General features: G+C 44.5%; 13 protein-coding genes. 3 read left to right on the top strand and 10 right to left on the bottom strand.

The window, feature by feature from the left end; all coding sequences use genetic code 11:
• The first annotated feature begins 146 nt into the window (after positions 1-146).
• Positions 147-2,309 (top strand): DHH family phosphoesterase, encoded by a 2,163-nt coding sequence (locus MsAc7_RS00355; RefSeq protein ID WP_338102632.1) that lies wholly within the window; start codon positions 147-149, stop codon positions 2,307-2,309.
• Between the two features lie 488 nt (positions 2,310-2,797).
• Here MsAc7_RS00355 and MsAc7_RS00350 read toward each other — a convergent pair whose 3' ends face one another.
• The 8 genes from MsAc7_RS00350 to MsAc7_RS00315 form a co-directional block, all read right to left on the bottom strand.
• Positions 2,798-3,307, bottom strand: a complete 510-nt coding sequence (locus MsAc7_RS00350; RefSeq protein WP_338102631.1) for a hypothetical protein — start codon at positions 3,305-3,307, stop codon at positions 2,798-2,800.
• Positions 3,308-3,605: 298 nt separating this feature from the next.
• Positions 3,606-3,914, bottom strand: coding sequence for a 30S ribosomal protein S10 (gene rpsJ / locus MsAc7_RS00345; RefSeq protein WP_338097263.1), 309 nt, complete (start codon positions 3,912-3,914; stop codon positions 3,606-3,608).
• 38 nt (positions 3,915-3,952) lie between these two features.
• Entirely contained in the window at positions 3,953-5,224 is a 1,272-nt protein-coding gene (gene tuf, locus MsAc7_RS00340) for a translation elongation factor EF-1 subunit alpha (RefSeq protein ID WP_338103428.1), read from the bottom strand.
• 458 nt (positions 5,225-5,682) lie between these two features.
• Positions 5,683-7,875, bottom strand: coding sequence for an elongation factor EF-2 (locus tag MsAc7_RS00335; RefSeq protein ID WP_338102630.1), 2,193 nt, complete (start codon positions 7,873-7,875; stop codon positions 5,683-5,685).
• Positions 7,876-8,010: 135 nt separating this feature from the next.
• The gene (locus tag MsAc7_RS00330; protein WP_338102629.1) at positions 8,011-8,574 is read right to left on the bottom strand and encodes a 30S ribosomal protein S7; all 564 of its coding nucleotides are present in this window, start codon (positions 8,572-8,574) and stop codon (positions 8,011-8,013) included.
• 4 nt (positions 8,575-8,578) lie between these two features.
• Entirely contained in the window at positions 8,579-9,007 is a 429-nt protein-coding gene (locus MsAc7_RS00325) for a 30S ribosomal protein S12 (protein WP_338102628.1), read from the bottom strand.
• A 145-nt stretch (positions 9,008-9,152) separates the two neighbouring features.
• The gene (locus MsAc7_RS00320; protein WP_338102627.1) at positions 9,153-9,581 is read right to left on the bottom strand and encodes a NusA-like transcription termination signal-binding factor; all 429 of its coding nucleotides are present in this window, start codon (positions 9,579-9,581) and stop codon (positions 9,153-9,155) included.
• A gap of 71 nt (positions 9,582-9,652) precedes the next feature.
• Positions 9,653-9,946, bottom strand: coding sequence for a 50S ribosomal protein L30e (locus MsAc7_RS00315; protein ID WP_338102626.1), 294 nt, complete (start codon positions 9,944-9,946; stop codon positions 9,653-9,655).
• Positions 9,947-10,484: 538 nt separating this feature from the next.
• Between MsAc7_RS00315 and MsAc7_RS00310 the strand changes: the two genes are divergently transcribed.
• Both MsAc7_RS00310 and MsAc7_RS00305 read left to right on the top strand, forming a co-directional pair.
• On the top strand, positions 10,485-11,030 hold the full coding sequence (locus tag MsAc7_RS00310; RefSeq protein ID WP_338102625.1) for a hypothetical protein: 546 nt from the start codon (positions 10,485-10,487) through the stop codon (positions 11,028-11,030).
• A 37-nt stretch (positions 11,031-11,067) separates the two neighbouring features.
• On the top strand, positions 11,068-11,868 hold the full coding sequence (locus tag MsAc7_RS00305) for a KilA-N domain-containing protein (RefSeq protein WP_338102624.1): 801 nt from the start codon (positions 11,068-11,070) through the stop codon (positions 11,866-11,868).
• Positions 11,869-12,130: 262 nt separating this feature from the next.
• Here the strand turns inward: MsAc7_RS00305 and MsAc7_RS00300 are convergent, their stop codons facing one another.
• Positions 12,131-12,280: a 30S ribosomal protein S27ae gene (locus tag MsAc7_RS00300; protein ID WP_338102623.1), complete on the bottom strand. Its 150-nt coding sequence runs from the start codon at positions 12,278-12,280 to the stop codon at positions 12,131-12,133.
• A gap of 5 nt (positions 12,281-12,285) precedes the next feature.
• Positions 12,286-12,588: a 30S ribosomal protein S24e gene (locus MsAc7_RS00295; protein WP_338102622.1), complete on the bottom strand. Its 303-nt coding sequence runs from the start codon at positions 12,586-12,588 to the stop codon at positions 12,286-12,288.
• Positions 12,589-12,621: the final 33 nt, after the last annotated feature.

Genomic DNA, 12,621 nt, shown 5'->3' with positions numbered 1-12,621 from the left:
CCTTTGAATTTCTGACTTTCATTTTTCATGACTGGTCATTGAATACAATGTTTTTTGGAAAATTTAAAAGTTTTGAAAAATTTATTGAGAAATCCTGTTTTGCAATAGTTTATATGCTAAGATTTGTTTACTCAAAAGAGAGAAATATGAGTGAAAAATGTTCCAAATGCAGAGGTGAAGGATTCCTCATTCCGGAGTCCGGTCCCTGTCCGAAATGCAACGGCACTGTTTCGGCCGGAAAAGCCAAATCCATCAATTTAATGGACCTCTCCGAGAAAAATTTAAATTCTTTTGTCAGCGGCACCTGCGAGACTTGCGGCGGTACCGGAACGTATGAAAAGAAGCAAAAATGCGACGAATGCCGCGGAAAAGGTGAAATTTACAACTGCATCCGCTGCGGACGAATGATTCCTTATTTGAACGCAAACGGCGAAGAAATCTGCAACGCTTGTTTATCGTCATCGGCTGTTCATGTTTTGGACAACTCCTGCGATTATGATGATTTGGAAAGCGGAAAACTTTACAAAGGATGTGTTGACGGCGTTGTGGCCGGACTTGGCGCGTTTATCAAATTAAACGACAGCATCAAAGGCCTCATGCATGAGAAAAATTTTGAAGCGGGGCATGCCGGCCTTCAAAAGGGCGACGAAATAATCATTCAACTTAAAAACATCAGCCGGCAGGGCCGGGACACAAAGTTGGATTTGGTTCCCAAAAAACCGGTCAACTATAAAATCATTGACGTGGAAAAAGAAATTCCAGTGACGCTTATCGGTGATTTGTCCGCCAAAGATAATGGTAAAATCATCAAAATGCTGGGGGAGGTTTTGCAAATCAAACAAACAGGCGGGCCGACGATTTTTACAATTGCGGACGAAAGCGGCCAAGTCCCATGCGCCGGTTTTTCAACCGCCGGACAACGTTCATTCGTTGAAATTATGACCGGAATGGCTGTTGTTGCCGTCGGCGAAGTCAATTTGCGCGACAACGCTCTTCAAATCGAGCTGATGAGCCTTAAAAAACTCTCGGACGATGAGACCGCGTCTCTTCTGGAACGGGTCAACACGGCCATTGATGTCCGGGCTGAGCCGCATGATATTTCGTTTTTGATAGAAAGCAAAATTTTGGAAAAACTCCGCCCCTCTATGATTCAAGCCGCGAAAGAAATCAGAAAAGCTATTCTTCGCTCCCGGCCGATTATTCTTCGGCATCACGCCGATGCGGACGGCATCACATCCGCGATTGCGATTGAAAAAGCCATTTTGCCGCTGATTCGGGGAATCGGCGGACCGGACGCCGAATACCGGGCGTACACGCGTTCACCCTCAAAGGCGCCGTTTTATGAATTATTAGATGTCGTCAAAGATGTGTCCTACGCTGTTGAAGATGAAATCAGATTCGGACAGCCGATGCCTCTTGTGGTGATGGTGGACAACGGTTCCACGGAAGAAGATATTCCGGCTTACAAACACACGCAGGTGTATGGAATGGACATCGTTGTCATTGACCACCACCATCCGGATGACGCCGCGGATGAATATTTGCTGGCGCATGTGAACCCTTACAAGGTCGGCGGCGATTTCGGACTCACGGCCGGCATGCTCTGTACGGAAGTTGCCCGGATGATTAACCCGGATGTGTCGGACCAAATTGTTCATCTGGCCGCAGTTGCCGGAACCGGCGACCGGTCGGCAGCGCCTGAGTTTGAACAATATTTGAACTTGGTTCTCGGAAAATACACGCCGGAGCACTTAAAAGAAATGGCGCTTGCCCTGGATTATGAACAATATTGGTTGAGATTCGGAAGCGGGGTTGGAATCATTGAAGACATTTTAGACATGCGCGACCATGATACTCATCTCCGTCTGGTTAAAATGCTTTGCGAGCAGGCAAACGGCATGATTCAAGACCAGTTGAACGTGTCTCTCCCGAACGTCAAAACGACGGTTCTCAAAAGCGGCGCCATTTTGAATACGATTGACGTGGAAAAGTTTGCCCACAAATTTACATTCCCGCCGCCGGGAAAAACATCCGGGGAAATCCACGATATCATGTGCAACGTGCGCCACCCGAATAAGCCGGTCATTACATTGGGACTCGGTCCCGATTTTGCCGTCATCCGTTCCAAAAAAGTATTGATGAACATTCCCCAAATTGTCCGTGAACTTCGGGAAGAATTGGCCGGAACCGGTGTGAACGGCGGCGGTCACCTGGTTGTCGGAAGCATTAAATTTGTCGAAGGCGCCGCAGATATTGTGATTTCCCGGTTGATTGAAAAACTCGGGGAAGCGGATGTGGAAACGGAATAACTTCCGATTCTATATCTTCATATTTTGGTTATAGTTTCTTATTTTTCAATTTTTGCATCTCTCTTTTTTCATTCATTGTAGCGCGCGCATTAAGACTACTTTTCAAGACAGATCAATGATCATAAGGGCGATAGCATATGAAAGAAAATATGCCGATTTTTTGAATCAAGAAAACCATCCCGCTTAAACAGACGCGCATCGCGTCTGTTTAAGCGGATTCCAATGAGAATGATTGATATAGCAACTGTGGAAAAACGGAATGGTAAGCGATAACAATATTATCGGAAACAGAAGATGCAACCTAAAACAGAAACAGAAGATGCAACCTAAAACAGAAACAGAAGATGCAACCTAAAACAGAAACAGAAGATGCAACCCAAAACAGAAACAAAAGATGTAACGCAAAACAGAAACAGAAGATGCAACGAAAAATAGAAACAGAAGATGCAACCCGGAACCGGAAAAAACGGTGGTAAAATGTTCCACCGTTAAGCCACTGATTTTGAAGAAAGAGCCCGAACCGGTTTTCCTTTGGATTTTCGTTCTTCCGATTTCATATGTCCTTTATCGATGCTTACGAAAAGCCCGTGGTCCAAATCAAAAAGGAGCGCGATGATGAGAAGAGGCGTGAGCTCAAAGTAACACGCAATCGTCAAACAAACGATGCTGATCAGAAATAAGCCCAAACAAATCCAAGTGGAAGAGATAAGCTTCGGGTTCACGGAATCAAGAGTTCCGGCCGGCGCCAATCCTTTGGGATTGAGCGGACTTGTGAGGTCCAAAAGCGTCTTTTTCAAATCGGATGAAATTTTGATGTGATACAAAAACAAAAGAGCACCGACAAGAGGCGTCAGGTAAACGAATGCTTTCGGGATAAAATGGAAATTCCATAAAATCGCATACATCAGAATAATGTAAAATCCGAGGAACGCATTAATCACTTCAAGCGCTCGGAATTTAGAACGCAAAGTCTCTCGGAATAGCGTTTTCATAACCATGGTAAAAACTCACAAGAATGATAAAAATAACTTGATTTGAACGATAAACAACAATTACAGTAACGACAGTAATGATAACGGAATAACAAATACAAATTCCCAAAAGCTGTACGGACAACATTGAGTTAACACAGATATAAACCCATAGTATAAAATAATATTGAAACGGAGTCATTGCTTCTGATTTATAAAATTGAATGAATAATACTGAAGCAATATAATAAATTATGAAGCAATATAATAAAACCTAAATTGATGGTTTGTCTTAATTATCGTTTTTTAAAAGAAAAGAAAGAAATTAATTTTCGAGAACAATCTCGATATTAATGTCTTTCGGCACCTGAATTCTCATCAACTGGCGAAGCGCGCGTTCATCGGCCGCAAGGTCAATGAGTCTTTTGTGGACACGCATTTCCCAGTGGTCCCATGTTGCTGTGCCGTCGCCGCTCGGACTTTTTCTCGTCGGAACGATGAGTTTTTTTGTCGGAAGCGGAACCGGTCCTGAAATACTGACGCCGGTTCTTTCGGCAATGGCTTTAACCTGATCGCAAACGCTGTCAAGGTCGGTCGGGCTGATGCCGGATAATCTGATTCTTGCTTTTTGCATAATGTCGTCCCCTTCAAAAATAAGAGAAGAGAAGGAATTTAATCCTTCTTCTTAACACTGAGACAGACACCGGCCGCAATGGTCATTCCCATATCACGGACAGCGAAGCGTCCGAGTTGCGGGATTTCTTTTGCGGGTTCAAGAACCATGGGTTTTGTGGGTTTGAAGGTAACAATTGCGGCGTCACCGGCTTTGATGAACGGCGGGTTTTGTTCTTTCGGCTGGCCGGTCTTCGGGTCCAATTTTTGGTCGATGGACATGAACATACAGGCCACTTGGGTGGTGTGGCTGTGGAAAACCGGAGTGTATCCGACAGTAATTGCAGACGGGTGCTGGAGAACGACAATCTGTCCGACAAATTCGTCGGCAACCGACGGCGGAGCAGATTTCGGACCGCAGACGTCACCGCGGCGAACATCGTTCTTGCCGATACCGCGAACGCTCCAGCCGATGTTGTCGCCCGGAAGTGCTTGCGGAATTTCTTCGTGGTGCATTTCGATGGATTTAACTTCTCCACCGGCGCCGCTCGGCATGAAAACGACTTGGTCGCCTTTTTTCATGATACCGGTTTCGACACGGCCGACCGGAACAGTTCCGATACCGGAGATGGTGTACGCATCTTCGACCGGAATTCTGAGCGGAAGAGCAGTCGGTTTTTCCGGCTCTTTTAAGTTGTTGAGAGCTTGAAGAACGGACGGGCCTTTGTACCACGGGGTGTTGGCGCTGGCAGTCTTGAAGTTGTCGCCTTCAAAGGCGGAGGTCGGAATAAACGGAATCTGGTCCGGCTTAAATCCGATCATTTTCAAAATGCCTGAAACTTGTTCAACGACTTCTTTGTATCTCTTTTCATCGTATTTGACAGCGTCCATCTTGTTGACGGCGACGATCAATTGGTTGATACCGAGTGTTTTGGACAAGAAAATGTGCTCTTTGGTTTGAGCCATAACTCCGTCGGGCGCGGCGACGACGAGAACAGCGGCGTCCGCTTGGGAAGCACCGGTGATCATGTTCTTAACGAAGTCTCTGTGGCCCGGACAGTCCACGACGGTGAAGTAATATTTTTCAGTGTCGAATCTCTTGTGAGCGATATCAATGGTGATACCTCTCTCTCTTTCTTCTTTTAAGGTGTCCATAACCCAGGCAAAGGCGAAGGATTCTTTTCCTTTCAATTTTGCTTCTTCCTTGAATTTCTCAATGATGTGGGGCGGAACAGCTCCGGTTTCGAACATTAACCTTCCGACGAAGGTGGACTTTCCGTGGTCAATGTGACCGATAACGGCTAAGTTCATGTGTGGTTTCTCTGCCATAATTTTATCTCCTTATTTTATTTTGGGTTTTAAGATTAATTATTGATTCACGTAAGATTCAAAATTTTACGTCATGGTCAATATTTTTGATTAATGCCATCTACAATTTATAACGACTTATATCTTGTATGCGGTGAGTGATCATTTGAAATGTGATCGGTTGCCCGATTTATTGCAGGCTTTTTAGAATCGTCAAAGATTTTGATTTCTTTGCCGGCGGACGGACGTGCTGTACTGAAATTACATTTCAGTATTAAACCGTTTCGCCAAAAAGACTCTTTCAGGGGCATTTCGAGTAAGACTAAATAACCACTCTTATATAAAAAGAATATGTTTGTTCATCAAAATAAACAAACAAATTCCTGTTTTAATGATGGTTTTGAATTGAAGTTTAATGAAATCATTTGTCAACTTATTTGTCAACTCATTTGATGAACTCATTAACTTCTGCCATTTCGCATTTACATATCCAAGAAGTCGGAAGCTCTCGGAAGTTCTTTCTTCAAGCCCTTTCTTTCTCTGATTTTTGCGACAACTTCCGGCATCAAGCTGGACGGAACGGTTTCAAAGCCGCCGAATTCGGTACTCCACATGGCGCGTCCTTCGGTTGCAGACCGGATATCTCCGGCAAATCCGAAGAGTTCGGACACCGGCGCGCGGGACTCAATGATAGTCAAGTCGCCTTCGCTTTTCATATCAATGATAATGCCGCGTCTTCCCTGAATTTCTTTGGCAGCGCCACCCATATTGTTTTGCGGAACTTGGATGAAAACTTTCTGATACGGCTCAAGGAGCGCATCGTCTGCCATCAACATCGCCGCCTGAATGGCCTGGCGGGAGGCCGGAATGACTTGTGCCGGACCTCTGTGAATGGCGTCTTCGTGCAATTTCGCATCGACGAGAGTTACTTTGACGTGGGAAACCGGTTCTCTGGCAAGCGGACCGGCTTTCATAACTTCTTCAAATCCATCCAAGATGAGTTCCATGGTTTCATTTAAGTACTGGATACCTTTCGTCATGTCGAGATAGATGTTGTTGCCGTAAATCGCGACAATGCTCTTTGCCGCGTCTTTGTCCATACCGACCGCCATCAATTTTTCTCTTCTTTCAAGTTCTTCCATTCTCATGGAGATTTCGCCATTGCGGATTAATTCGACAACAGCATCGTCTAAAGGTTCAACATTGATGTAGAAACGGTTGTGACGGTTTGGAGATTTTCCTTCAACGCCCTCGACTTTCTTTTTAATGGTTTCACGATAAACCACAATCGGCGGATTGGTAATAATTTCAACACCTTTGTCACGCTCGATTCTGTGGGCGATCACTTCCAAGTGAAGTTCTCCCATGCCGGCCATTAAGTGTTCGCCGGTTTCTTCATCTAAAGTGACTTGAAGGGTCGGGTCTTCTTTCGCGACTTGCCGAAGAACTTCGACGAGTTTCGGAAGGTCTTTGGTGTGTTTGGCTTCAACGGAAACGGTAATAACCGGTTCACTCACGTGCCGAATACTTTCAAAGGGCGTCATGCCTTCAAGAGTGGTGACGGTCGATCCGACAATCGCATCTCTTAAACCGGTGACGGCCGCAATGTTTCCGGCCGGAATTGCTTCCACTTCAAGGCGTTCCGGTCCCATGAAAATACCGACCTGTTGGATTCGGCTCTTCTTGGCGGTACCGGAGGTGTAAACTTCAAGACCGCGGGAAAGTGTTCCGCTGAAAAGACGACCGGTTGCAACTTCTCCGGCGTGCGGGTCCATTGAAATGTCCGTCACCATGAAAGCCAAATCGCCGTTCGGGTCAGCTTTGTTCATGGAAATACCAATCGGAGAATTCCGGTCGCCGTGCCAGATCGCTTTCACTCTGCTTTCCTGAGCTTTAATCGGGTTGGGCAGGTGGCTGATAACCATGTCGTTTAAGGTTTCATGAAGCGGGCATTTTTGAGCGAGCGTTTTCATGTCTCCTTTGGTACAGTAGTCATAAACGTCATTGAAAGTGATTTTTGTTTTTTGCATCATCGGAACGCTGATTGCCCAGTTGTAAAGAGCGGAACCGAACGCAACGCTGCCGTTTGCAGCATCCACACGCCATCCTTCTTTATATCTTTCCGGGTTCATGTTTTTGATGAGTTTGTTCACGTGGTCAATGAGTTTTCCGAGACGGACCTGCATTTCCTGCGGGTTCACTTGAAGTTCATTGATCAAACGGTCCACTTTGTTGATGTAAAGAACCGGGCGAACATATTCGCGAAGAGCCTGGCGGAGAACGGTTTCCGTCTGCGGCATGGTTCCTTCGACCGCGTCGACGACGACGACGGCACCGTCGACCGCGCGCATGGCACGCGTCACGTCGCCGCCGAAGTCAACGTGACCCGGGGTGTCGATTAAGTTGATCAAATATTCTTTGCCGTTGTAAGTGTGAACCATTGAAACGTTCGACGCGTCAATCGTAATACCGCGGGCTTGTTCTTCTTCGTCGGAGTCCATGAAGAGTTGTTTTCCGGCAAGTTCCGAAGAAATCATGCCGGCGCCGCTGAGCAAGTTGTCGGAAAGTGTTGTTTTTCCGTGGTCGATGTGCGCGACAATACCGATGTTTCGAATCATTTCAGGGTTTCCCATGAGCGCTGTCACGCGCTCGACCATTTTCTTTCTTTTTCCCATAATCCTGACCTGTGAGTTGGTTATTTTAATTTTATGAATTGAATGAAAAATAATATTGAATTGTTTTGAATTGTCCGTCTCAATAAAAAAATGAACTTCCGAAGATTCGGAAATTCATTATTTTGCGGATACGGATTAACGGGCAGCTTTGGCCACTCTTTCTTTGGCGTCTTTTTTGCCGACGGAGAAAGCTTTGGCGTCGCCGTTTGAAGCGGCAATTAATTCAGTTGCCAAGCATTCGGCCACCGAACGCTTGGATTTGAAGGAAGATTGCAAGGTGCCGGTCGCGATGTAGCGAAGAGCCGAGTCCACACGTCTTTGCGGAGCAGTGTCAACGGCTTTCGGAACGGAGATACCGCCGTATTTCAACCGGACAACTTCTTCACGGGGACCTGCGTTTGAAATCGCGTCCACCAACACTTGAACCGGGTTTTTCTTGGTCTTTTTGTGGATGATGTCAAAGGCTTCATCAACGGCTTTGATGGTGGTTTGTTTCTTGCCGGTGTTCTTTTCCGTTCTCATGAGGTTGTTGACCAACCGTTCAACGATTGAGATTTCGGATTTGTTGAATTGCTGGCGAGCGTGCCGTCCGCCGGAGTGGGGAACAACAACCGCTTTTAAGCAAACATATTTCTGAATACCGAGGTCGGTTACTTGAACTTCGGCCATATCCCATTTTCCAAACATTTTTGCGTCCATTGTCTCATCTCCGCGGTTTTTCCATTCTTCCGATCACCATTTGATTGAGCGGAACATTGTTGACGGCAATCACTTTGAACCGAACGCCGGGAATGTCACCCATTGCACCACCCATGCGGCCACCGATTCTTTCAACCGTCACTTCATCGTGTTCGTCAATGAAGTTGATGGCGCCGTCTCCCGGACAGAAAGCGGACACTTGTCTTCCGTTTTTGATCAACTGGATTCTGACACATTTCCGGATGGCGGAGTTGGGCTGTTTGGCTTCCACACCGATCTTTTCAAGAACAATGCCGCGGCCTTGCGGCGCGCCGCCGAGCGGGTCGGCTTTAACATTTAATCCAAGCATGCGTCTGTTGTATTCGTGGTCTTTCCATCTGGCCTTCAATCTTTGTTTTTTCAAGATTTGGCCGGCATAATTTCCGTTTGTCATATTTAAATCTCCGATTTTCTGATTTTGATCTTGAGCGATTATTTGAATTATTTTTGAATTGAATTAATTTTTGAAATTCGAACATTGAACATTAATTTAAGATTACTTTAATTTATCATTCATCATTTTCGACATCTTAAGCCGCTTATTTTAAAATAACGTCATGAATTCCATGGTGTCTCTGAACCAAAAGTTTGACTTTGGAGATGTTTTTTCCGCCTTTTCCGATGGCTAACCCCTTATCTTTGGCAGCGACTTCGACGGATGCGATTTTTTTGTCCCCGTCTTGCGTAATGGAAATATTCTTAATCACAATGACGGGCCCAAACACGTTTTTAATAAACGTGACCGGGTCGTCGGAATATTCGACAAGTTCGATGGGTTTGTCAATGGCTTTTTTGGCGCGGTTGATGTTTTCGCCGCCTTTCCCGATCGCAAGTCCCATATCTCCCTGGCGAATGACGTTAATAATCCGGTCGCTTTCGACGATGCAGTCTAAGACTTTCGCGCTCGTGATGTCTTCAAAACGGGCGATATATTGCATTTCTTCGAAAGTGATTTTAATTTCACTCATGAGATCGATCCTCTTTTTGATGATTGATGTTTTTGATAAGATTCAATGTTTGATGTTTCAGATTGATTCAATTAGCTGTCAGCCAATGACAAAATGTCAGATTCGCCGGCGTCCAAAATGGCCATGGCGGCGATGATGAACGGCTTTCCGCAGACCGGTCCGAGTTCACGGCCGGTTCCGTTATAAACATAAACCGGAACTTTTGATGCTTCGATCTTTGCTTTTGTTTCTTCGGGACAATTTTTTGCTAAGATGATCATCTGAGCACGGCCGGACTCGGAAAGTTCGATTGCTTTCTTTGAGCCCATGACGACTTTTCCCGTCTTAACGGCTTTGATTAATGCTTTATCGATATTGATATCCATTTTCTATACCTCTAATCTATGGAACTTTATCAAATTGCGCGATAGACCAGTCTGTCCAAAAAGTCACAGACCAAAGTCATAGACTACAAACCCGCCGGGTTTGATCCTCCCCGATTTTACCAATCACGCGTCACGTTCGTCGAATCGTCAGAAACAGATAATTCGTGACGCGCCCCTCAAACACAAAACGCGTTCGAAAGACGGCGCAAAACCGGTTCACAATCTATAAAGAATGGTGTTACATATTTTTTTAACATATAAATGTTTTGGGACAAAAGCGCAAAGGCTTTGCAAAATGGCAAAAAAGGAAAAACGTGAGTCTCATGGCCCGTCAAAACCCGGAAGATACTTTTCGGCGGCGTCATATAAAATGATTGCGATAACGCGCGCGAGGCGGCACGGCAACAGACAGCGGTTGCCAAACCGTAACCGGTTCAAAATCGAAAACAGAAAATATAATCTGAAATCAAACGGAAAAACACTTTTTTCCGAAAGGTAAATGAATGTTTTAAGGCATTTACGGATAAAGGAGATAAAGATGGAAAATAAAAATTTGATTATCGGCGGCTGGATTCTTTTTGCCATCGGAATTTTCGGCAGCTTCCTATGGCCGGTTTTGTTTGGCGCGGCCATTATCGGAATGATTTTTTGGCTTGCGGCGGCGCGCTCGGAAAAGAAGAAACCGAAAGAAGAGCAAATTTCCGGGAAAGGCATTTTTGACTTGAAAATGATTTACAAAATCATGTTTGTTGTGGCTGTTGCTTTATTTTTGACTTGGATAATCAAAGCCTGGACCGAAGTGAATCCGGTTGAAGCCTACAATTCTGCCGGCGGCGATTTTATTCAAAATATCGCGTATGCATTCGGTATGATGGCGGCTACCAACATCACCTATTCGCTTTACATGTTTATGTTCATCTTTTTAGATTTGATTTTTGCCGGTTACATCCGAAAATTAAGTATTGAAAATGAGCTGGCGAAAAACGAGCCGGAAACGCGAAGAAAAAAACCGGTCCCGGACCAAACGAAAATGACCCGTTCGATTTACGGCGGCGCATTGAAAAAGAATCAAAATAAGAAATGAGACTTATTTTATACTTTGAGAAATAAAATCAAAAGATATGGCAAAAATTACAGTAAAAGACACGGAAGTAACAATTCTTCAGATAAATCAAGAAGACTACCTCTGCTTGACAGATATGATTAAAGCAAAAGACGGCGACTTTTTCGTCACGGATTGGTTACGTAACCGCAATACATTGGAGTACATCGGAATATGGGAACAAGTATATAACCCGAATTTTAATTATGGCGAATTCGCCGCAATTAAAAGCCAATCGGGCCTCAACAGTTTTAAAATCAGCGTCAAAGAATTTACAGAAAGAACCAATGCCATCGGATTGCAAGCAAAAGCGGGGCGCTATGGCGGAACTTATGCACACAAAGACATTGCATTTGAGTTTGCGATGTGGATAAGTCCTGAATTTAAAATATACATCGTCAAGGAATTTCAACGGCTCAAAGAACAAGAACAATGGCAAATTGGTTGGAATGCAAAGCGGGAATTGACAAAAATCAACTACCAAATCCATACCGATGCCATCCAACAAAATCTAATCCCTGCTGAATTAACGTCGCCGCAAATCAACATGATATATGCCAGCGAAGCTGATGTCCTTAATGTTGCATTATTTGGAATGACCGCCAAACAGTGGCGTGACCAACATCCGGAATTGGTCGGCAATATACGCGACTATGCTTCAATTAATGAACTCATATGCCTATCAAATATAGAAAATCTGAATGCTGTGTTTATCAACGAAAAGCTTCCTCAAAAGGAACGGTTGATAAAATTAAATCAAATTGCGATCCAGCAAATGAAAGTGCTCCATGAAGTTAAGAATCGCAAATTACTCAAATGAACGAACCCTTGCCACTACATCCGAAAATTAAGTATTGAAAATGAGCTGGCGAAAAACGAGCCGGAAACGCGAAGAAAAAAACCGGTCCCGGACCAAACGAAAATGAACCGGTCGATTTACGGAAGTCGACTGAAACAGAACCAAGATAAGAAATAAACAAGCAAAATCAAAAGTCAGGAAAATTAATAAAAAAAGCCCGGCGAACTTGTGTTCGTCGGGCTTTTTTGTTTTAAACTCAAAATAGAAAATGAAAAGAATACAATTATTTTTTGTATTCCGTATATCCGCATTTTCCGCAGGTGCTTCTGTTTTTGTGTTCCGCGAGGAAAACACCCGGTCCGCATTTCGGACAGAATTTTCGGGTTCTGGTGACGGAGCCGCCATCAACTTTGTAGTAATCTTTTACGGACATCAGACTCACTCCTCTTTGGCTTCGCCTTCGGCCGGCATGGTGTTTCTTTTAATCATATATTCTCTTTCGACTTGTTTCATGCGGTCGGCGGATTCGTAAACTTTCGCATATCCGTGGACTTCTTGAAGACCGAAAACGGATTCCATTTTGTGAACCAAGGTCAAGTCAAGGTCGGTGTTCAAAAGAGCGGCCAATTTTTGTCTGACATCAATACGAGACGGAGTCGGACCTTCATATTTTATGACAAAATCCAGTTCTCTCCGATTTAATAATTTGTTCGGGTGATCTTTAACAATTGTAATTTCCATAATAATCCCTCTCAAAACCAAAGAATGATTTTG

The organism is Methanolapillus millepedarum (assembly GCF_032594115.1).
GTDB classification, from domain to species: Archaea; Halobacteriota; Methanosarcinia; order Methanosarcinales; family Methanosarcinaceae; genus Methanolapillus; species Methanolapillus millepedarum.
Note: the sequence above shows the minus strand (reverse complement) of the source record. Positions and strands in the feature narration are given on the sequence as shown.